This window comes from Sphingomonas sp. Leaf357 (genome assembly GCF_001423845.1).
Taxonomy (GTDB): Bacteria; Pseudomonadota; Alphaproteobacteria; order Sphingomonadales; family Sphingomonadaceae; genus Sphingomonas.
The window spans coordinates 404,327-425,847 of sequence record NZ_LMPM01000001.1 but is presented as its reverse complement, the minus strand read 5'-3'; the positions used below and the strand labels follow the sequence as shown (position 1 = coordinate 425,847).

At 67.1% G+C, this 21,521-nt stretch carries 19 protein-coding genes; 11 read left to right on the top strand and 8 right to left on the bottom strand.

The window, feature by feature from the left end; all coding sequences use genetic code 11:
• Positions 1-25: 25 nt before the first annotated feature.
• Positions 26-190, bottom strand: a complete 165-nt coding sequence (locus ASG11_RS18190) for a DUF1674 domain-containing protein (RefSeq protein ID WP_082472540.1) — start codon at positions 188-190, stop codon at positions 26-28.
• A gap of 104 nt (positions 191-294) precedes the next feature.
• On the opposite strand from ASG11_RS18190, the gene ASG11_RS01975 reads away from it, so the two are divergent.
• From ASG11_RS01975 to purH, 4 genes are read left to right on the top strand one after another with little or no spacing between them, the layout of a single operon-like run.
• Positions 295-1,575: an RsmB/NOP family class I SAM-dependent RNA methyltransferase gene (locus ASG11_RS01975; protein ID WP_055780064.1), complete on the top strand. Its 1,281-nt coding sequence runs from the start codon at positions 295-297 to the stop codon at positions 1,573-1,575.
• Between the two features lie 52 nt (positions 1,576-1,627).
• Positions 1,628-2,329 (top strand): ribulose-phosphate 3-epimerase, encoded by a 702-nt coding sequence (gene rpe, locus ASG11_RS01970; RefSeq protein WP_055774480.1) that lies wholly within the window; start codon positions 1,628-1,630, stop codon positions 2,327-2,329.
• A gap of 38 nt (positions 2,330-2,367) precedes the next feature.
• Positions 2,368-4,047 (top strand): heparinase II/III family protein, encoded by a 1,680-nt coding sequence (locus ASG11_RS01965; protein WP_082472762.1) that lies wholly within the window; start codon positions 2,368-2,370, stop codon positions 4,045-4,047.
• Between the two features lie 49 nt (positions 4,048-4,096).
• Entirely contained in the window at positions 4,097-5,662 is a 1,566-nt protein-coding gene (gene purH / locus ASG11_RS01960) for a bifunctional phosphoribosylaminoimidazolecarboxamide formyltransferase/IMP cyclohydrolase (RefSeq protein ID WP_055774475.1), read from the top strand.
• A gap of 238 nt (positions 5,663-5,900) precedes the next feature.
• Here the strand turns inward: purH and ASG11_RS01955 are convergent, their stop codons facing one another.
• The 4 genes from ASG11_RS01955 to nadB form a co-directional block, all read right to left on the bottom strand.
• Entirely contained in the window at positions 5,901-7,328 is a 1,428-nt protein-coding gene (locus tag ASG11_RS01955) for a lipopolysaccharide biosynthesis protein (RefSeq protein ID WP_082472761.1), read from the bottom strand.
• A gap of 231 nt (positions 7,329-7,559) precedes the next feature.
• Positions 7,560-10,334 carry a DNA polymerase I gene (polA, locus tag ASG11_RS01950; RefSeq protein WP_055774472.1) on the bottom strand — a complete coding sequence of 925 codons (2,775 nt, stop codon included), beginning with the start codon at positions 10,332-10,334 and terminating at the stop codon, positions 7,560-7,562.
• Positions 10,335-10,419: 85 nt separating this feature from the next.
• Entirely contained in the window at positions 10,420-11,523 is a 1,104-nt protein-coding gene (locus ASG11_RS01945; RefSeq protein WP_055774470.1) for a serine hydrolase, read from the bottom strand.
• Between the two features lie 311 nt (positions 11,524-11,834).
• Positions 11,835-13,424: an L-aspartate oxidase gene (nadB, locus tag ASG11_RS01940; protein WP_055774467.1), complete on the bottom strand. Its 1,590-nt coding sequence runs from the start codon at positions 13,422-13,424 to the stop codon at positions 11,835-11,837.
• 147 nt (positions 13,425-13,571) lie between these two features.
• Here nadB and ASG11_RS01935 point away from each other — a divergent pair, with 147 nt between their 5' ends.
• Positions 13,572-13,748, top strand: coding sequence for a hypothetical protein (locus tag ASG11_RS01935; RefSeq protein ID WP_236697349.1), 177 nt, complete (start codon positions 13,572-13,574; stop codon positions 13,746-13,748).
• Between the two features lie 110 nt (positions 13,749-13,858).
• Here the strand turns inward: ASG11_RS01935 and ASG11_RS01930 are convergent, their stop codons facing one another.
• Positions 13,859-14,785 (bottom strand): ABC transporter ATP-binding protein, encoded by a 927-nt coding sequence (locus ASG11_RS01930; RefSeq protein WP_055774463.1) that lies wholly within the window; start codon positions 14,783-14,785, stop codon positions 13,859-13,861.
• Between the two features lie 185 nt (positions 14,786-14,970).
• Between ASG11_RS01930 and ASG11_RS01925 the strand changes: the two genes are divergently transcribed.
• The 3 genes from ASG11_RS01925 to ASG11_RS01915 all read left to right on the top strand — a co-directional run bounded on the left by ASG11_RS01925 (position 14,971) and on the right by ASG11_RS01915 (position 18,502).
• Entirely contained in the window at positions 14,971-15,201 is a 231-nt protein-coding gene (locus ASG11_RS01925; protein ID WP_055774460.1) for a zinc-finger domain-containing protein, read from the top strand.
• 19 nt (positions 15,202-15,220) lie between these two features.
• Positions 15,221-16,651: a metalloprotease TldD gene (gene tldD, locus ASG11_RS01920; protein ID WP_055774457.1), complete on the top strand. Its 1,431-nt coding sequence runs from the start codon at positions 15,221-15,223 to the stop codon at positions 16,649-16,651.
• Positions 16,652-16,753: 102 nt separating this feature from the next.
• Complete coding sequence (locus ASG11_RS01915) at positions 16,754-18,502, top strand: aspartyl protease family protein (protein WP_055774454.1); 1,749 nt, start codon at positions 16,754-16,756, stop codon at positions 18,500-18,502.
• A gap of 4 nt (positions 18,503-18,506) precedes the next feature.
• Here the strand turns inward: ASG11_RS01915 and ASG11_RS01910 are convergent, their stop codons facing one another.
• The gene (locus ASG11_RS01910) at positions 18,507-18,797 is read right to left on the bottom strand and encodes a hypothetical protein (protein ID WP_055774451.1); all 291 of its coding nucleotides are present in this window, start codon (positions 18,795-18,797) and stop codon (positions 18,507-18,509) included.
• Between the two features lie 153 nt (positions 18,798-18,950).
• Here ASG11_RS01910 and ASG11_RS01905 point away from each other — a divergent pair, with 153 nt between their 5' ends.
• The 3 genes from ASG11_RS01905 to ASG11_RS01895 all read left to right on the top strand — a co-directional run bounded on the left by ASG11_RS01905 (position 18,951) and on the right by ASG11_RS01895 (position 21,036).
• The gene (locus ASG11_RS01905) at positions 18,951-19,154 is read left to right on the top strand and encodes a putative signal transducing protein (RefSeq protein ID WP_055774448.1); all 204 of its coding nucleotides are present in this window, start codon (positions 18,951-18,953) and stop codon (positions 19,152-19,154) included.
• 152 nt (positions 19,155-19,306) lie between these two features.
• Positions 19,307-19,645 (top strand): P-II family nitrogen regulator, encoded by a 339-nt coding sequence (locus ASG11_RS01900; RefSeq protein ID WP_055774446.1) that lies wholly within the window; start codon positions 19,307-19,309, stop codon positions 19,643-19,645.
• A 26-nt stretch (positions 19,646-19,671) separates the two neighbouring features.
• Positions 19,672-21,036: an ammonium transporter gene (locus ASG11_RS01895; protein WP_055780055.1), complete on the top strand. Its 1,365-nt coding sequence runs from the start codon at positions 19,672-19,674 to the stop codon at positions 21,034-21,036.
• A gap of 303 nt (positions 21,037-21,339) precedes the next feature.
• Here ASG11_RS01895 and ASG11_RS18545 read toward each other — a convergent pair whose 3' ends face one another.
• Positions 21,340-21,516 carry a hypothetical protein gene (locus ASG11_RS18545; protein WP_156363613.1) on the bottom strand — a complete coding sequence of 59 codons (177 nt, stop codon included), beginning with the start codon at positions 21,514-21,516 and terminating at the stop codon, positions 21,340-21,342.
• Positions 21,517-21,521: the final 5 nt, after the last annotated feature.

Here is a 21,521-nt window from a genome sequence, read left to right as displayed (position 1 = left end):
CAAGCGAACGGTTCCGCACCGATCGTCAGAAATCGACCGCGATGCCCTTCAATTCCCAATCGCCATACCGGGTCGGATCGCGGCCCAGCGGGTCTTCGGGCGCGGGTTGCGGCTCCGCGTCGGGCGCGGGCACGGGCGGGCTCTTCGACAGATAGGCCGGCGGTTTCACATGCGGTGGGCGCTCGGCCATGCTCTCATCCTTGCGGTTCGAGGACCCAACATCGGCGCTGAACGGGGCGGCCGCAAGGCGTCGCGCGGCTTTACATGCGGGCGAAGCTGTCCAATGGCTATGCGATGCCTGCAAATTCCTATTCTCCCGATCCGCCGGGCGTGCCCGCGCGCCGCGCGGCGCTCCGCCTGCTCGATGCGGTGCTGCGCCAGGGCCTGCCGCTCGAATCCGCGCTCGATCGCGCCACGGCGGGGATCGACCGCGCCGACGATCGCGCGCTCGCCCGCGCCATCGCGGCCGAAACCTTGCGCCGCCTGCCCGATCTCGACGCGCTGATCGATTCGGCCACCGCCCGCCCGCTGCCGGAAGATGCCAAGGCACGCTTCGCGCTGCGCATCGCGCTGGTCCAGACGCTGGCGCTCGGCACGCCATCGCATGCCGCGATCGCCACCGTGCTGCCGCTGGTCGAGGGCGGTCCGCGCAAGCTGGTCCACGGCGTGTTCGGCACCCTGTCGCGGCGGGGCGACGCGCTGCCGGAAATCCCGACCCTGCCCGATGCGACCGCGATCCGCTGGCACGCCGCCTGGGGCGACGACGGCATCGAGGGCGCGGAACACGCCATCGCCGTACCGCCGCCGCTCGATCTCACGCTGGCCGATCCCGAGCGCACCGGGGAATGGGCCGAAGCGCTCGGCGGCGAATCGCTGATGCCCGGCCATGTCCGGCTGCCCGGTGGGCACGTGCCGGAAATGCCGGGGTTCGACGACGGCGCGTGGTGGGTACAGGATCTCGCCGCGTCGCTGCCCGCGCGGCTCATCGGAACCGGAACCGGCACGGCACTCGACATCTGCGCCGCGCCGGGCGGCAAGACGATGCAGCTCGCCGCCGCCGGCTGGGCCGTCACCGCGCTCGACAATTCGCCGACCCGGCTCGAACGTCTCGCCGACAATCTCGCGCGGACGAAGCTGACCGCCGAGATCGTCACCGCCGACGCTTTATTGTGGAAGCCCGCCGAGCCCGCCGACGCGGTGCTGCTTGACGCGCCGTGCAGCGCGACCGGCATCTTCCGCCGCCACCCGGACGTGCTGTACCGCGTGCGCCCGTCGATCATCTCGGAGATGGCGGCGCTGCAGGAACGGCTCTTCGCCCGCGCCGCCGATTGGGTGAAGCCGGGCGGGACGCTCGTCTACGCCACCTGCTCGCTCGAACCGGCCGAGGGCGAGGACCAGTTGCGCCGTTTCCTGTCGGTCCGGTCCGACTACCGCATCGATCCGGTGCGGCAGGACGAACTTCCCGCGGGACTTGCCCCGCATGCCGACGGTTACTTGCGTACCTTGCCGGGAATGCTTGCGGAGGTGGGCGGATTGGACGGGTTCTTCATGGTGCGTTTGATCCGCGCCGCCTGAACATTTCGATCCCCGTCTTGCGGCCCGAGTCAGCCATGCTAGAGACTTCGCCATGTCCCCTGTTCCGAGCCAGCGCCCCGTCCGTATCGCCCCCTCGATCCTGTCCGCCGATTTCGCGCGTCTGGGCGAGGAGATCCGCGCGATAGACGCCGCCGGCGCGGACTGGATCCATGTCGACGTGATGGACGGGCATTTCGTGCCCAACATCACGATCGGGCCGATGGTGGTGAAGGCGATCCGCCCCTACACCGCCAAGCCGATCGACGTGCATCTGATGATCGCGCCGGTCGATGCCTTTCTGGAGGATTTCGCGACCGCCGGGGCGGACACGATCAGCGTCCATCTCGAGGCCGGGCCGCATACGCATCGCAGCCTCCAGCACATCCGGTCGATGGGCAAGCGCGCCGGCGTGGTGCTGACGCCGCAGACCCCGGCCAAGGCGCTCGACTACCTGCTCGACTCGGTCGATCTGGTGCTGGTGATGAGCGTCAATCCCGGCTTCGGCGGGCAGAGCTTCATCGAGAGCCAGCTGAAGAAGATCGCCGCGATCCGCAAGATGATCGATGCCGGCGGGTTCGATGTCGATCTGGAGGTCGATGGCGGGATCGACCATAACACCGCGCCGCGGGCGATCGCCGCCGGGGCCGATGTGCTGGTCGCCGGCACCGCGACGTTCCGGGGCGGGCCGGATGCGTATGCCGCGAACATCGCCGGCCTGCGCGGCGGCCCAGACGCGGGAATGCCAGCCGGGTGAGCGACGCGGGCGACGGCATCGACGAAGGCAAGCGGCTGATGCGGATCGGCGGCGATACCGGCCTGTCGCTCGCCGAACGCCTGACCGAACGATTCCATCGTCTTACGTGGCGCACCCCGATCCACGGCGTGAAGCTGAAGGGGCGCCATCCGCTGAAGCTGATCGCCGTGCCCGACGATCCCTTTATCGGCGACGTGCGGCGCGGCCATGCCTTGCTCGCCGGACAGATGCTGTTTCGCGGCGACAGCCATGCGCTGGAGACCCTGTTCGATCGCAAGACGACGCAGACGCGCGCCTTCGCCGAATATCTCCAGAGCTTCGCCTGGCTGCGCGACCTGTCGACCGTGGCGACGCGCGCGCAGGGCGCGCCGATCGCCGAACAGGTGATGCGCGGCTGGCTCGCCCTGCATGCCGACAAGGTGACCGAACCGGCGTGGCGCGCCGATCTGTGGGGCCGGCGCATCCTGTTCTGGACCGCGCATGCGCCGTTGATCCTGTCCTCGGCCGACCTGGTCTATCGCAGCAGCGTGCTCAACACGCTGGCGCGCGGCGCGCGGCATATCGATCGCGGCGCGGAGAAGATGGCGCCGGGCGCACCGCGCATCGCCGCGATGTGCGGCGTGTGCGCGGCCGGGTTGCTGATCGCCGGCGGCGATGCGCGGCGCGGCGGGATGGAGGCGGCGCTGAACCGCGCCATTGCCGGGTCGGTGTTCGAGGATGGCGGCAGCGTGGCGCGCTCGCCTGCCGCGCAACTCGACATCATCATGCTGCTGACGATGCTGCGCGAGACGTACGAATCGCGCCGGCTGGGCGCGCCCGCCGCCTTGTACGACGCGCTCGCGCGGATGGTGCCGGCGCTGCTCGGCGTGTGCCTCGGCGATCGCGGCCTGTCGAGCTGGCAGGGCGGCGGCCCGGTGCTGGCCGAGATCCTGGCGCAGATCGTCGATGCCACCGGCATCCGCGCGCGCCCGCTGCGGCAGGCGCGCGAATGGGGCTATCAGCGCCTGTCGGCCGGGTCGGCGATCGTCATCATCGATGCCGCGCCGCCGCCGGTCGCTCGGCTGGTCGAGGGCGGTTGCGCCTCGACTTTGGCGTTCGAGATGTCGGATGGGCCGCACCGGCTGGTGGTCAATTGCGGCGGCGCGCGCGCGGCGGTGGCGCAATTGCTGCCCAGCCTCGCGGAGGGGTTGCGCACCACCGCGGCGCATTCGACGCTGATCGTCGGCGACAGCAATTCCACCGCGATCCATGCCGACGGCACGCTCGGTCGCGGCGTGGCCGAGGTCGAGCTGACGCGCCAGGAATCGGAGAATTCCAGCCGGATCGAGGCGAGCCATGACGGTTATGCCCGGCGCTTCGGCTTCGTGCATCGCCGGCAATTGGTATTGGGCAGCGACGGCCGCGAGCTGCGCGGCGAAGATATGCTGCTGCCCGCCGGCAAGCGTCGCAAGAGCGCCGCCGCGACGCCGTTCGCGCTGCGTTTCCATCTCGGCAAAGGCGTTCAGGTCTCGCCCACCGCCGACGGCATGGCCGCGTTGCTGCGCATGCCCGGCGGCGCATTGTGGCAATATCGCTGCCGCGGCGGCACGCTGGGGGTCGAGGACAGTTTGTGGATCGATCCCGACGGCCGCCCGGTCTCGACCCAGCAGCTCGTCGTGACCGGCGAATCGCCCGCCGGCGGCGCCAGCATCAGCTGGGCCTTGAAGCGCGCCAACTGAACAGGCAAAGCGCAGCGCGCCTGCCTCACATCGTTGGAATTGTCCCGCCATGACGACCATCCCCATCCGCCGCGCCCTCCTGTCGGTGTCCGACAAGACCGGCATCGTCGATCTCGGTCGAGCGCTCGCGGGGAAGGGCGTGGAGCTCGTCTCCACCGGCGGCACCGCCCGGGCGTTGCGCGATGCCGGCCTCGACGTGCGCGACATCAGCGACCTGACCGGCTTTCCCGAGATGATGGACGGGCGCGTCAAGACGTTGCACCCGATCGTCCATGGCGGCCTGCTCGCGGTGCGCGACGATGCCGAGCATGTCGCGGCGATGGAACAGCACGGGATCGGCGCGATCGATCTCGTCGTCGTCAACCTCTATCCCTTCGCCGCGACCGTCGCCAAGGGCGCGGACCGGCCGGAGATCATCGAGAATATCGATATCGGCGGCCCGTCGATGATCCGCTCGGCGGCGAAGAACCACGCCTTCGTCGCGATTGTCACCGATCCGACGGATTATGCGCTGCTCACCGAGGGCACCACCACGCTGGAGCAACGCCGCAAGCTCGCCGCCAAGGCCTATGCCGCGACCGCTGCTTATGACGGCATGATCGCGCAATGGTTCGCCTTCGCCGATCAGGGCGAGGCGTTTCCGGACATCCTGCCGCTGACCCTGAAGCACGGCCAGTCGCTGCGCTATGGCGAGAATCCGCACCAGTCCGCCGCTTTCTACACCGCCACCGGCCCCGCCGCGCGCGGCATCGGCCAGGCGCGTCAGGTGCAGGGCAAGGAACTGAGCTACAACAATTTCAACGATGCCGATGCCGCGCTGGATCTGGTCAGCGAATTCGCGTCGGCCGACCCCAGCGTCGTGATCGTCAAGCACGCCAACCCCTGCGGCGTCGCCACCGCCGCGACGCTGGCGGAAGCCTACGAAGCCGCGTTCGCCTGCGACACGGTGTCGGCGTTCGGCGGGATCATCGCGCTCAACCGCGCGCTCGATGCGGCGACGGCGCGCGCGATCACCGGCATCTTCACCGAAGTCGTCATCGCGCCCGATGCCGATGAGGACGCGCTGGCGATCTTCGCGGCGAAGAAGAACCTGCGGCTGCTGCTCACCGGCGACCTGCCGGACGCGGCGCGGTCCGGGCTGCTCGCCAAGTCGATCACCGGCGGCTGGCTGCTCCAGACGCGCGACAACGGCACGCCGGGCGAATTGCGGGTGGTGACGAAGCGCGCGCCCACCGAGCAGGAACTGGCCGATTGCCGCTTCGCCTGGACCGTGGCCAAGCACGTCAAGTCGAACGCGATCGTCTATGCAAAGGGCGGCAGCACCGCCGGGATCGGCGCGGGCCAGATGAACCGCCTCGAATCCGCGCGCATCGCCGCCTGGAAGGCGAAGGACGCCGCCGACAAGGCCGGCTGGGGGCAGGCCCGCACGGTCGGCTCGGCGGTCGCCTCGGATGCGTTCTTCCCGTTCGCCGACGGCCTGCTCGCGGCGGTCGAGGCGGGCGCGACGGCGGTGATCCAGCCGGGCGGCTCGATCCGCGACGAAGACGTGATCGCCGCGGCGGACGCGGCCGGTCTGGCGATGGTGTTCACGGGCATGCGCCACTTCCGCCACTGATCGGCGGCGCAGCCTTTCGGATTTCACACAAAGCCACGAAGCCACAAAGAAGAAGAGAAAGTTGATCCTCTTTTTCTTTGTGGCTTCGTGGCTTCGTGTGAAAAATCGACCTGTGCCCGAAAGCACCGCCGAATGATTTTGCGCTAAGACGCTAAGACGCCAGGGGTAAGGTCAGAAAATACTTTCCGCTTCGCGTCTTCGCGTCTTCGCGTCTTAGCGCGACACAATCTTAAGCCGTTCAGGCCGGAACCGCAGCGCCCTCCTTGGGCATCGACTTGAACAACGCCCGGTCGGCCGGGGTCAGCGCCCAGCGGAACAGCACGAACAGATAGGTGCCGGCGATCGCCGGGATGCCGATCACCACCTCCGCCCATTCGAAGCGCTTGGGCAGCATCGTGAATGCGCCGCCGACCAGGATCGCCGCTAGCGCGCCCCACAGCATCGGCCAGCGCCACCCCGCGACGCGCGCCTTCAGCAGGTGCGACAGGAAGCTCGATTTGATGATCGACGTCAGCCCCACGGACGTGAACAGCGCGATCGCCGGCCCCGCCGCCTGATAATTGACCGGCCAGCCGATCCCGCGCATCGCGAAGATCAGGGCGAAGCTCAAGCCGATCTGGAAGCACAGCATGCCGGCCGAAATCAGCAGGTTCCGGAACCGCGCGATATAGACGAGCGCACTTTCGGAGACCGCTCCGGTCGATGCCGCGGCCTCCGCCGACAGCAGGAAGCCCAGCGCCGCCGTGCCCGCGACGAATTGCGGGCCGACGATGCCCATCACCGCTTCGCCCGGGATCGATCCCATCAGCGCGAGGCCGACCTGCGCCGCCATGATCCAGAAGCCGACCTGACGCACCTGCGCCGCCACCGCCTCCTTGTCGTCGCGCGCCAGCGCGGTGGTGACGACGGGGCCGAGGATCGGATCGAAGCTGGTCTTCAATTTGCCCGGGATCGAGGCGACCTGCTGCGCCATGTAATAGATGCCGACGATCTTGGGTTCGAACATCACGCCCAGGATGAAGCGATCGACGTTGCGCGTGCCCCATTCGATCGCGTCCGCCCCGGCCAGCGGCACGTTGCGCCGGGCCAGACCGATCAGGATGCTGGGGCGCGGTCGCCAGCCGTAAGGCAGGCCGTAGCTGCGCACGAACGGGATCAGCGACGCGATCAAAGCGGCGACCATCGATGCGATGTACGAGAGGACGAGCCCGTCGCGCAGCGAGTAGAAGGAAAAGGCCCAGGCGGCGATGCTGATCGTCCACGGCTCGATCACCGCGCGCGCGGTGACGGTCGCCTTCACGTTGCGGCGATAGGCGAGCGCCGCCAAGCTGATGTCCGACCAGGCGGTGGCGAACACGATCAGCGCCAGCCAGCGGTCCATGCCGCGGATCTCGCTGTTGGGGTACATCACCTCCGGCACCATCACGAGCACCGCGCTGGCGATCAGCGACGCGATCAGCGCCACCGCCATCGCATCCCACACCACGCACACCGCCGGCCGATCGCCCTCCGACAGTGCCTGGGCCAGCCCGCGCTTCAGCCCCAGCGTGGCGATCAGGGCGGCCAGCTCGACCACCACCACGGCAAGCGCGAACCGCCCGACCTGATCCGGGCCATAGATGCGCCCGGCGATGAACAGGAACGGCAGGCGCGCGACGAGGCGCATCAGAAAGCCGATGATGTTCGTCCGCCCGCCCTTGGCGAGCGCGTTCAGTTCATCGGTGCCGGAAGCGATGGCGGGATCAGGCAAGATGGGTTTGCCTGTCTATCGCCCCACAACCCCAAACACCCGTCCGTCCCGAGCCTGTCGAAGCACTGTCTTTTTTCGCGACAGTCGAAAAGAAAGGCAGTGCTTCGACAGGCTCAGCACGGACGGGAAATGAGAGACGGGGGTAGATCAATGCGCCGCGCCCCAGCTGAGCCCGGTGCCGATCTCGATCCCGAGCGGCACATCCAGCGTCACCAGAGGCTCGGCCGCCGTCGCCATCACGCGCTCGATCACCGGCCGGGCCGCGTCCACATCGCCCTCAGGCAGTTCGAACACCAGTTCGTCGTGCACCTGGAGCAGCATGCGCACGTCGGGTAAGCCCGCTTCGAGCAAGGCCGGCCCCATCCGCACCATCGCGCGCTTGATGATGTCGGCGCTGGTGCCCTGGATCGGCGCGTTGATCGCCGCGCGCTCGGCGCCCTGGCGTTCGTGCTGGATCTTGGAGGCGATGCGCGGGAAATGCGTCTTCCGCCCGAACAAGGTGACGGTGTAGCCCTTGTCGCGCACGAATTCGGTCGTCGCGGCGATATAGTTGCGGATGCCGGGAAAGCGTTCGAAATAGCGATCGATCATCGCCTGCGCCTCGTCCGCCGTCACGTCGAGCCGCCCCGCCAAGCCCCAGCGGCTGATGCCGTAGAGGATCGCGAAGTTGATCGTCTTGGCCCGCCCGCGCGTGTCGCGGTTGACCTCGCCGAACAATTCTTGCGCGGTGAGGCTGTGGATGTCGTCGCCATTGGCGAACGCGGCCTTCAGCGCGGGCACGTCGGCCATGTGCGCGGCGAGGCGAAGTTCGATCTGCGAATAATCGGCGGCGAGCAGGACGTTGCCCGGCTCGGCCACGAACGCGTCGCGAATCTGACGGCCGATCTCGGTGCGGATCGGGATGTTCTGCAGGTTCGGATCGGTCGAGGACAATCGCCCGGTCTGCGCACCGGTCAGCGAATAGGACGTATGCACGCGCCCCGTCGCCGGATTGATCTGCGCCTGCAACGCATCGGTATAGGTGGATTTCAGCTTCGACAGCTGCCGCCACTCGAGCACTTTCCGCGCGATATCCTTGCCGGGGGAATCCTTATCGGCGGCGATCCGCTCCAGTTCGTTGACGTCGGTCGAATAGACGCCCGACTTGCCCTTGCGCCCGCCCTTGATGCCCATCCGCTCGAACAGGACGTCGCCGAGCTGCTTGGGGCTGCCGATGGTGAACGCGCCACCGGCCAGCGCGTGGATCTCGACCTCCAGCGCGCCCATCTGTTGCGCGAACTCGGTCGACAGCGCGGACAGCTTGGCGGCATCCACCTTGATCCCGTGCCGTTCCATCTGCGCGATCACCGGGATCAGCGGGCGATCGACCATCTCGTAGACCCGCGTCGCGGCTTCGGCCGGCAGGCGCGGCTTGAAGCGTCGCCACAATCGCAGCGTCACGTCGGCATCCTCGGCGGCGTAGCGGGTCGCCGCCTTCAGGTCGATCTCGGCGAAGCTGCGCTGCGTCTTGCCCACCCCGACCACGTCCTTGAACGCGATGCAGCTGTGCGACAGATGGGTCGCGGCCAGTTCGTCCATGCCGTGGCCATGCAGCCCGGCGTCGAGATCGAAGCTCATCACGATCGTGTCGTCGTGCGGGAACACGTCCAGCCCGCACCGGCCCAGCACGATCATGTCGTATTTCAGATTGTGGCCGATCTTCAGGACGGACGGATCCTCGAACAGGGTCTTCAACTTCGCCAGCGCCACCGCCCGGTCGAGCTGTACCGGCACCTCGGCGAACATGTCGGTGCCGCCATGCGCGAGAGGTACGTAGCAGGCGAGGTTGGGATGCAGCGCCATGCTCACCCCGACCAGTTCGGCGCGCGTGGCATCCACCCCGGTCGTCTCGGTATCGATCGCGATCCAGCCCTGGTGCCGCGCGACCGCGATCCAGCGATCCAGCGCGGCCTCGTCCACCACCGTCTCGTACCCGTCGTGATCGCAGGGTGGATCCTCCTCCGCCGGCACCGTGATCAGGCCGGGGTCGGAATGCGGCGCGGCGACCGGCGCATCCGCCACCGCCGACAATTTGGCGAGCAACGACTTGAAGCCGTGATGTTCGAGAAAGGCGCGCAACGGCGCATCGGGAATCCCCTGCAACACCAGATCGTCGAGCGGCTCGGGCAGCGCCACATCGCACCGCAATTCGACCAGTTCGCGGCTGAGGCGCGCCATATCGGCGTGCGCGATCAGATTGTCGCGCAGCTTGCCCGCCTTCATCGTCTCCGCCGCCGCCAGCACGGCGGTCAGGTCGCCATGTTCGAGGATCAGCTTCGCCGCGGTCTTCGGGCCGACGCCCGGCACGCCGGGGACGTTGTCCACGCTGTCGCCCATCAGGGCGAGCACGTCGCCGAGCTGCGTGGGCGCGATGCCGAAGAACTTCTCCGCGACATGCTCGGCGCCCAGCCGGCGGTTGTTCATCGTGTCGTACAGGTCGAGGCCCGGCTCGATCAGCTGCATCAGGTCCTTGTCGCTCGACACGATCGTCACCGACCAGCCCTGCGCCAGCGCCGCCTTGGCGTAGCAGGCGATGATGTCGTCCGCCTCCAGCCCCTCGGTCTCGATGCACGGCAGGCTGAACGCGCGCGTCGCATCGCGGATCATCGGGAATTGCGGGACGAGATCCTCGGGCGGCGGCGGACGGTGCGCCTTGTACTGGTCGTACAGATCGTTGCGGAACGTCTTGCTCGATTTGTCGAGGATCACCGCCATGTGCGTCGGGCCGTCCGCCGCGTGCAGCTCGTCGACCAGCTTCCACAACATGGTCGTATAGCCATAGACGGCCCCCACCGGCTCGCCATGCTTGTTGGTCAGCGGCGGCAGGCGGTGATAGGCGCGGAAGATATAGCCCGAACCGTCGACAAGATAGAGATGCGGCATGGGCGGGGGATAGCAGCGACTTGGCCCGGCCCCAAGCCCGTTACTGACGCTATTCTCTTTCATTCCCGCATGACCGCGGGAATCGTCAACCGTGGTTCATCACCACCGCGGCGACCACCGCCTGCATCAACGCCTGGCGCTCGGGGATCGGGCGGGGCGTGTCGCCGATCATCACCGCCAGCGAATAGCTGCGCCCGTCCGGCGCCATCAGCACGCCGACATCGTTGTATCCCGCCGTGCGCCCGGCAAGGTCCTGGCCCGTTCCGGTCTTGTGCCCGAAGCTCCAGCCCGGCGGCACCGCGCCGTGCATTCGCTGCTTGCCGGTCCGCGACGATTCCATCGTGCCGATCAGATAGTCGGTCGAACTCGCCGACAGCAATTTGCCCTGTTTTAGCTTGGCCAGTGCGCCGGCGATCGCCAGCGGCGCGGCGCCGTCGGGCGGATTGGCGACATAGCGATCGAACGCCGCGATCCGGTCCGATTTCGGCAGCCGGTCGCGCGCGCGGTTGAAGGCGTTGCCGAACGCATATTCGGGTTTCCACTCGAGCCCGGCGGTGGCGCTCTGCAACAGCCGCTCGCCGGGTCCGAAGCGGATATCGCCCAGATTCTTGCGCGCGATGAACGCCCGCACCGCAGCGGGGCCGCCGACATATTGCAGCAGCCGGTCGTTGCAGGTGTTGTCGCTCATCGTCAGCGCGCGCTGCAGCAATTCGCCGACCGTCGTCTGATACCCGTCGCCCTTGACGAGCGCCGCGACCGGCTGATGGAACAGGGTGAGATCCTCACGCCGGATCGTCACCGGATCGTCGAGTTTCAGCCGCCCGGCGTCGCGGAAATCGAGCACGGTCATCGCGACCCACAATTTGCTCACGCTCTGCTGCGGCATGCGGGTCTCGCCGTTGCTCTGCACCGTCCAGCCCTGGTCGATGCTGTGCACCGCGATGCCGACCTTGCCCTGGAAATTCGTGCCCAGCGTCGTGACGTTGGCGACCAGTGCCTGCGGCGCGGCGACGAATTTGGGCGCGCGTGGCGGCACCGGCAGGATCAGTTGATAGGCGGGGGCGGACATCGCGTCGGCAAGCTGCTTGTCGTTGCCGTAGGCGCAGGATCCGAGCATCGCGACGAGCACCAGCACGGCCACCGAGCGGCGCGTAAAACTGTTGCTGGCCGTGAAGATGTTCAAATTCATGCCCCGTATCCCCGCGAGGATCAGCCTAAACGAGGAAAGTTTCCGACAAACAGCTTTATGAAAGGTCTGCGATGAACCGCGCCTGACCTGCGGTGGGACGAGTCGGGGTCAACTGCCTGATGCGGTTCGGGGATTCCGAGGTCGCACGGTCTGCGCGAGTTCCTCAAAATTCCTTTGTCACCCCGGACTTGTTCCGGGGTCCACCAAGCGGCTTTCGATATAGTTAGAAACTGATCGCCGGATGCGCGGCACTGTGGACCCCGGAACAAGTCCGGGGTGACGGCGAAGAGAAAAATCTATCGCGAAGATCCTCAAGGCACCAGAACCGTATCCACCGCCTCGGCCAGCGTCTCGGGATAATCCAGCGTGTAATGCAGCCCGCGGCTCTCGTGCCGGTGCAGCGCGCTGCGCACGATCAGTTCGGCGGTCTGCAGCAGGTTGCGCAGTTCGATCAGGTCGGGCGTGACGCGGAAATGGCCGTAATAATCGTTCACCTCCTCGGTCAGCAGGCGGATGCGGTGCTGCGCGCGTTCCAGTCGCTTGGTGGTGCGGACGATGCCGACATAATTCCACATGAAGCGGCGGATCTCGGTCCAGTTCTGCTTGATCACCACCTCCTCGTCCGAATCCTCGACCCGGCTTTCGTCCCAGGCGCGGATCGCCGGCGGCTCGGGCAGGTGGTCCCAGCAGGAGATGATGTGCTTGGCGGCACTTTCGCCGAACACGAAGCATTCGAGCAGCGAATTGGAGGCCAGGCGGTTGGCCCCGTGCAGCCCGCTCTCGCTGCATTCGCCGGCGGCATACAAACCGGGCAGGTCGGTCCGGCCGTCCAGGTCGATCACGATCCCGCCACAGGTGTAATGCTGCGCCGGCACCACCGGGATCGGCTCTTTGGTCATGTCGATGCCGAGCCCGAGCAGCTTTTCGTAGATCGTCGGAAAATGGTGGGTGATGAAGTCCGCGCCCATATGGCTGATGTCGAGATGCACGTAATCGAGGCCGAGCCGCTTGATCTCGTGGTCGATCGCGCGCGCCACCACGTCGCGCGGCGCGAGTTCGGCGCGGTCGTCGAAATCGGGCATGAAGCGATACCCGGTTTCGGGGATCAGCAAGCGCCCGCCCTCGCCGCGCACGGCCTCGGTGATCAGGAAGTTCTTGACCTCCAGATTGTACAGGCAGGTCGGGTGGAACTGCATCATCTCCATGTTCGACACGCGGCAGCCCGCGCGCCACGCCATGGCGATCCCGTCGCCGGTGGCACCGCGCGGGGCGGTCGAAAACAGGTAGGTCCGCCCCGCCCCGCCGGTCGCCAGGATCGTCGCCCGCGCCGTGTACAGCTCGACGCGGCCGCTCGCGCGGTTGACGGCATAGACGCCCCAGACGTTGCCGGCACCGGAATAGCGTTCCTCGTGCCGGCTGGTCGCCAGGTCGATCGCCACCCGGTCCGGCACCAGGGTGATGTTGGGATGCGCCGTCGCGGCGTTCTGCAACGCCTCCTGCACCGCCCAGCCGGTCGCGTCGTCGACATGCACGATGCGGCGGTGCGAATGCCCGCCCTCGCGCGTCAGGTGGCGCGTGTCGCCTTCCATGTTGAACGGCACGCCGAGCTGCGCCAGCCGCTCGATCGCCGCCGGCGCGCTCTCGACGACGAATTCCACCGTCGCGCGATCGTTCAGCCCCGCGCCGGCGATCATCGTATCCTCGATATGGCTTTCGAACGTGTCGCCCGGCTCCAGCACCGCGGCGATCCCGCCCTGCGCCCAGGCGGTCGAGCCCTCGTTCAACTGCCCCTTGGCCAGCACCGTCACCTTGAAGCGATCGGCCAGGTTCAGCGCGGCGGTCAGGCCGGCGGCGCCGGAACCGATGATCAGCACGTCGCTCTGATGCCCGTTGGTCGCCAAGTGCCGTCTCCCGAATTCGGCCGGTGTTAAAGGCGTTTGCGCTGGCCATGACAAGCACGCAGGCACGTTTCCGGCACGGCAAACCTATCTTACAATCGGATGCGACGAACCGAGGAACGTCGCGCGCCCCTGCGGCATTTGCCAATCGTGACCAAGAATTCGAAAACGGCCCGCGCCCGGGAACGGGCCGCGCGCCTCCACCAGGAAGCGCTGAATTGCCTGACCATCGCCGTGAAGGAAGACGAGACCCGTCATAGCGCCGATCTGATCGACGAAGCGCTGAAACTGGCGAAACGCGCCCGCGAACTGAACGCGGTGGAATAACCTCCGCCTGATCGTGTGCGCTCACCCGACCCCGTTCGTGCCGAGCCTGTCGAAGCACATGCCCCGAACACGCCACTCGAGACTCGTAGTCGGTGGGGAAAAGCCTGCCCTCAGGCGGCGTTGGCCGCCCGTGTCAGATTGAGGAACACGTCCTCCAGATCGGCCTCGCGCGTCGAGACGTCGACGATGCCATACCCCTCCGCCTGCACCGCGCCCAGCACCTCGCCGGCATTCACCCTGTCCTTGGCATAGGTGATCGCCAGCGTGCGATTGCCCTTCAGCTCGATCTTCTGGAAGAATGCGTTGTGCGGAGCGACCGCGACGTCGCGGTCCACCGTCACCTCGACCAGCTTTTCCATCGCCATCCCGACCAGTTCGCGCGTCGGCTTGTTGGCGATCAGCTTGCCCTGGTTGATGATCGCGATCCGGTCGCAGAGTTCCTCCGCTTCCTCCAGATAATGCGTGGTCAGCACGACGGTGACGCCCTGCTCGTTCAATTGCCGGACATAGGCCCAGAGCTGCTGGCGCAATTCGATGTCGACGCCAGCGGTCGGCTCGTCCAGCACCAGCACGGGCGGCGAATGCACCATCGCCTTGGCCACCATCAGCCGGCGCTTCATGCCGCCGGAAAGCGTGCGGGCATAGGCGTTGGCCTTGTCCTCCAGATGCACCGCGCGCAGCAATTCCATCGAGCGGCGCTGCTTCTTCGGCACGCCGTACAGCCCGGCCTGGATCTCCAGCACTTCGAACGGCGAGAAGAACGGGTCGAACACGATCTCCTGGTTGACGATGCCGATCGACGCCTTGGCGTTGCGCGGATGCGCGTCGATGTCGAAACCCCAGATCGATGCCGTGCCGCTGGTCTTGTTGACGAGCCCGGCCAGCGTGTTGATCAAAGTCGATTTGCCCGCGCCGTTCGGCCCGAGCAGCCCGAAGATCTGCCCGCGCGGCACCTCGAACGACACGTCGTCCAGCGCGCGCTTGCCGCCCGCATAGGTCTTGCAGAGATTGGCGATCGATATGGCGGCTTCGGTCATGGCGGGGTCTTTGCCACCCTACACCCGTTCGTGTCGAGCGAAGTCGAGACACCGATCGAGCGCAGCGAGATCGCCCGGGCTGGAGGAAGGGGCCTCGGCTGCGCTTGGCACAAGTTCTCGACTTCGCTCGAACCGAACGGCGGTTGGTGATTGTGGGAGCATCGTCGGCTTGCTATCCCGCCCGCATGATCGCCCCAGAAACCCTCCGCGTCTCCCACAAGCGCAACGCCTGCGATGGCGCGACCGACATTCCCGGCGGCGCGGCGCTCGGCCATCCGCGCGTGTTCCTCGAGATCGACGAGACCGGCTATGTCGATTGCGGCTATTGCGACCGGCGCTTCATCCTGATCGGCGGGCCGGCAGACGGCGCGGATCAGTCCACGCTCCCCGATCATGGGGATGGCGCGGGCCGATAAGCCCCTTATATTGCCGGGCATGACCAGCCCGACAGACCCCCGCGCGTTCCTCTACCACGATGGCCAGCTCGATCCCGGCGAGGCGCAGGCGCTCACCGCGCAGGTGCTGGGCAAGGCCGATGACGGCGAACTCTATCTGCAATATCGCAAGTCCGAGGCGTTCGGCTTCGATGACGGACGGCTGAAGACGGCGAGCTACGATACGCAGTCGGGCTTCGGCCTGCGCGCGGTATCGGGCGAGACGACCGCCTTCGCGCATGCCAACGAACTCTCCTCCGCCGCGATCCTGCGCGCCGGCGAGACGATGGCGCTGATCGACCCGTCAAAGGGTGCCAAGGCCGGGCCGCCGCAGGGCACCAACCGCCACCTCTACACCGATGCCGATCCGCTCGATCTCGTGCCCTTCGCCGACAAGGTGAACCTGTGCCAGACGATCGACGCCGCGGCCCGCGCGCGCGATCCGCGCGTCGCGCAGGTGTCGGTCTCGCTGTTGGGCTCGTGGAGCGTGGTCGAGATCGTCCGGCCCGACGGCTTCGTCGCCACCGACATCCGCCCGCTCGTGCGGCTCAACGTCTCGATCGTGGTCGAACAGAATGGCCGGCGCGAAACGGGCAATTTCGGTATCGGCGGCCGCTATCTCTATCACGATCTGATGCAGCCCGAGACGTGGAACCGCGCGATCGACGAAGCGCTGGCCCAGGCGGTCGTCAATCTCGATTCGGTCGCCGCGCCGGCCGGCGAGATGACCGTGCTGCTCGGGCCGGGCTGGCCCGGCATCCTGCTGCACGAGGCGATCGGCCACGGGCTGGAGGGCGATTTCAACCGCAAGGGCACGTCGGCATTCTCGGGCCGCATCGGCGAGCGCGTGGCGGCACCCGGCGTGACGGTGATCGACGACGGATCGATCGCCGACCGTCGCGGCTCGCTCAGCATCGATGACGAGGGCACGCCGACGCAGGAGAATATCCTGATCGAGGACGGTATCCTGAAGGGCTATATCCACGATCGCCTCAACGCCCGCCTGATGGGCGTCGCGCCGACCGGCAACGGCCGCCGCGAATCGTTCCAGCACGCGCCGATGCCGCGCATGACCAATACCTTCATGCGCGGCGGCAGGGACGATCCGGCCGAACTGCTCGCGCGGATGAAGACCGGCATCTTCGCCAAGAGCTTCGGCGGCGGTCAGGTCGATATCGTCTCGGGCAAGTTCGTGTTCAGCTGCACCGAGGCGTACAAGGTCGAGAACGGCAAGTTGGGCGCGCCGATCAAGGGCGCGACGCTGATCGGCGACGGCCCCAGCGCGCTGACCAAGGTGATCGGCATCGGTAACGATTTCGCGCTCGATGAAGGCGTCGGCATGTGCGGCAAGGGCGGCCAGAGCGTGCCCGCCGGCGTCGGCCAGCCGACGATCCTGATGAGCGGCCTGACGGTGGGCGGGACGGCGGTCTGAGTCGCCATGCCGAGGTCCCGGCGACCTCGGCTTCATGACGCTTTCTTCATTTGCCGGAACTTGGCGGGCGTGGAATATCGGCTGGCCTTGAGGGAGGCCGGTATGTTGCGGTGGTTCTGCGCGGTTGCTTCGCTGGCCGGCCCAATGCTTGCGCCGGTCCCCGCATCGGCCAAGTGCGAAATCGCCAAATATGTCGATATCCCGGTGACGATGACGGGCCGCAGCCCGATCGTCACCGCGCAGATCAACGGCCGCGACGCGCGCTTCATCCTCGATAGCGGCGCGTTCTTCAGCACGATCGCCAAGGCCAACGCGCTGGAATACGGACTGTCTGTACGCGACCTCGGCGGCGCGCGGCTGAAGGGGATCGGCGGCGATACCTCGCTCGGCGTCGCCACGGCGAAGACGCTCGGCCTCGGCGGCCAATCGATCCCGCATGTCGATTTCGCCGTCGGCGGCAGCGACACCGGCCATGCCGGGCTGCTCGGTCAGAACATCCTCGGGCTGGCCGATGTCGAATACGATCTGCCGCACGGGATCGTCCGGCTGATGAAGGGCAAGGACTGCAAGGGGGCCGACATGGCCTATTGGGCCGGCACCAAGCCGGTCTCGATCGTCCCGATCCTGGCCATGGACGCCGGCCAGCGCCACACGATCGGCACGGTCAGGATCAACGGCGTGGCGATCAAGGCGGTGTTCGATACCGGCGCGCAGATGCCGCTGCTCACGCTGTCGGCGGCGAGGCGGATCGGCGTGACGCCGGACAGCCCCGGCGTCACCGCCAGCGGGTTCGCCTATGGCCTGGGCACCAGCCGCTCGCGCTCCTGGCGCGCGCGCTTCGATGCGATCGAGATCGGCGGCGAGCGCATCCCCAAGCCGTGGATCCAGATCGCCGATCAGTCCTTCAGCGATGCCGACATGCTGATCGGGATCGATTTCTTCCTCACCCACCACATCTATGTCGACAACCAGAACCATCGCATGTTCGTCACCTATGAAGGCGGCGCGCTGTTCGGGCTGGCCCCGAAAAGCGCGGTCGACAGCAATGGCACGGCGATCGACCTGACCGATCAGGCGGCCGAGCCGACCGATGCCGCCGGGTACAGCCGGCGCGGCGCGATCCTGGCGTCGAAACGCAAGTTCGATGCCGCGATCGCCGATTTCGACAAGGCGATCGGCTTGGCACCGGCCGAATCGCATTACCTCTTCCAGCGCGCCACGGCGCGGCTCGCCAACGGCCAGCCTCTGCTCGGCGCGAAGGATCTCGATGCGGCGATCGCGCTCGCCCCCAACGACGCCGATGCACGGCTGGCACGTGCGCAGCTTCGGCTTGCCGCCCGCGATCCGGCCGGCGCGCTGGTCGATCTCGCTGCCGCGGATCAGGCGCTCGCCCCGTCCTCGGATGCGCGGATGCGGTTGGCCGGGCTGTACGATTCGGCCGGCAGCTACGAACCCGCCCTCGCCAGTTACGATCGCTGGCTGAAGAGTCATCCGGAAGATAGCGGTCGCGCGGTGGCATTCAACGGCCGCTGCTGGGCCAGGGCGCTGCTGAATCGCGATCTCGACAAAGCGCTGGAGGATTGCAACGCGGCGCTCCGGCTGCGCCCGGGCGAGGCCGCCTATCTCGACAGCCGCGCGCTGGTGCGGTTGCGGCGCGGCGAGATCGACAAGGCGCTGGCCGATTACGACGCGGCGGTGGCGCGGCAGCCGCGCAACGCCTGGTCGCTTTATGCGCGCGGGATCGCGGCACGGCGCGCGGGGCGGACGGTGCAGGCCGATGCGGATCAGGCGACCGCGCTGGCGATCGATGCGCAGGTTCAGGCCCGCGCCAAACGCTACGGGCTGGAATGACCGGTCAGGCGGTGACCGAGTAGGTCGTCGCCTTGTCCGCCGGTGTAATCAGGATGGCATTGGGGGCGTAGGACAGGATCCGTTCGGCCTGATCCGATCGAGCGTCGTCCGGTTGGCGCTGTGCCTGGGCGGCGGTTCCCGCCTTCGCATCGGTAGCCGCATCGCGGCCGCCCGGGCCATATTCGGGTCGCGCGGGATCGATATCCCGGTTCGCCAGTTCGACTTCGGCCTGGGTCAGGCACGCATAGCCGTTGACGATCGTCGGAAGGGGATAACTGATGCGATCTATGGACATGCGGCCTCCGAGCAGAGGGAAGGGCTTCGATCCTGCCATGATCGCACGATGCCCTTGCGCAAGCGTCACCATAATACCTTTCCGCCGTCGTAACGACTTTCGGGGCATGACCATGCAGCAGCGACCTTCCACCGACCCGAAGGGTGCGCGCGCATGAGCCTCGTCGAACTCGGCCGCTTCGCGCGCAACGAGGCGCATATCCTGATCGGGCGGCTCGAATCCGAGGGCATTCCCGCCATCGCCTTCGACGGTGAAACCAGTATCGGCGACGGGAGTTACCTGTTCATCCCCGTGCGCGTGATGGTCGACGACAGCGACCTCGCCACGGCACGGGCGATCGTCTCCGCGTCTGCCTGATTCTCGGGCAGCTGTTCGCATCTGCACAAATTTTTACCTGCGATTAAGCTTTGGCGATGGGTTTGCGCGCGTCTTCCCCGCCTTCGCGCGTCGTTTCGGTTCTGGCACGACGATTGCTGTGTGATCCCCGGGACAACCAGAAGGGGGCGCGCATGAAGCTCGTCATTGCCATCATCAAGCCGTTCAAGCTGGACGAGGTGCGCGAAGCGCTCACCGAGATCGGCGTGGCGGGCATGACCGTCACGGAAGTGAAGGGCTTCGGTCGCCAGAAGGGCCAGACCGAAATCTATCGCGGCGCGGAATACAGCACCAACATGGTGCCGAAGATCAAGATCGAGGTGGTCTGCGCGAGCGATCTCGCCGCCCGCGTGGTCGAGACGATCCAGGCATCGGCCAATACGGGTGCGATCGGCGACGGCAAGATCTTCGTCCTCGATGTCGGGCAGGCGGTGCGCATCCGCACCGGCGAAACCGACAACACCGCCCTGTGATTGTTGAACCCATGAAGGGGGTAATGATGAATCTGAAATCCAAGATCGCGACCGCCTCCGGGCTCGGACTGGCGCTGTTCGCCGCCTTGCCCGCCTGGGCGCAGGATGCCGCCTTGCAGGCACCGCCCGCTGCGGCGACCGCGGCCACCGTCAACAAGGGCGATACCGCCTGGATGATGACCTCCACGATCCTCGTGCTGATGATGATCGTGCCCGGCCTGGCGCTATTCTATGGCGGCCTCGTCCGCACCAAGAACATGCTGTCGGTGATGACGCAGATCGGCGCGGTCGCCGCCCTCGCGATGCTCGTCTGGGTGATGTGGGGCTATTCGATGGCGTTCGGCCCGGATTACACCACCGGCCTCAGCAACTTCGTCTCGACCTTCGACAAGGCGTTCCTGAAGGGCGTGACGCCGGCATCGCAGGCGGCGACCTTCACCAAGGGCGTCGAGATCCCAGAATATGTCTTCGTCTGCTTCCAGATGACCTTCGCGGCGATCACCGTCGCGCTGGTCCTGGGCTCGGTGGTCGAGCGGATCAAATTCTCCGCCGTGATGGTCTTCGCGCTCGTCTGGCTGACGATCGTCTATTTCCCGATCACGCATATGGTGTGGGCATCGAGCGGCTATTTCTTCAAGCTCGGCGCGCTCGATTTCGCCGGCGGCACCGTCGTGCACATCAATGCCGGCGTCTCGGCGCTGGTGCTGGCATTGCTCGTCGGCAAGCGCGTCGGCTTCCCGACCGAACGCATGGCGCCGCATTCGCTGACGATGACCGGGATCGGCACCGGCCTGCTATGGGTCGGCTGGTTCGGCTTCAACGCCGGCTCCGCGCTGGAGGCCAACGGTTCGGCCGGCCTGGCGATGATCAACACCTTCGTCGCCACCGCATCGGCCGGCCTGTTCTGGATGCTCGCGGAGCGCGTCGCCGGGCATAAGGGGTCGGCTTTGGGCTTCTGCTCGGGCATCATCGCCGGCTTGGTCGCGGTGACCCCGGCGGCGGGCAATGCCGGTCCGTTCGGCGCGATCGTCCTCGGCGCGGTCGCCTCGATCGTCTGCTTCCTCGCGGTGACGATCGTCAAGCCGAAGCTCGGCTACGACGATTCGCTCGACGCCTTCGGCGTGCACGGCATCGGCGGCATGATCGGCGCGCTCGGTACCGGTATCGTCTACCAACCCGTGTTCGGCGGCCCGGGCAGCGGCGCGGTCGCGATGGGCGCACAGCTGGTCATCCAGCTCCAGGCGGTCGTCACCACGATCGTCTGGGCCTCGATCGGCACGACCATCGCCTATTTCATCGCCAAGGCGGTGACGGGTGGCCGGGTGACCAAGGATGTCGAGCTCGAAGGGCTCGACCTCGGCGAACATGGCGAGCGCGCCTACAATTATTGACCAGATCGGGGCACCGGCCGGCAGAGCCGGTGCCCCCACGATGTTCCTCCTGCGGACGACCTCAGGCCGGTGCGGCGACGCACCGGCCCTTTTTTCGGGGGGTGGGCCTGCCGGCGCGGTGCGGGATGCAGATTCCCGTCCGAACGAGAGCGAGCCAATTCTGCGTCGGCGAAACCGGGCGTATCTCACCCCGTTCGTGCTGAGCCTGTCGAAGCACGTGCCCGAACATGCGTACCGCTCCGGACACGCCCTTCGGCAAACTCAGGACGAACCGAGGAAAAGCTGCCTCGTCGAAGTAAAACGTCAGACGGAGTCTTCGTCGTCCTCGTCTTCCGCCTCACCGGCCTCGGCTGCGGCCTTCTCCGCGCTCCGCTTCCGCCAATAGCGCGCCGCCAGCGTAGCGCCCAGGACGAACCCGCCCGGCGCGAGCAGGATCACCGCCGCGAGCCCGGCTTTCTTCAATGCGTCGTTCGTTTCCACGCCCC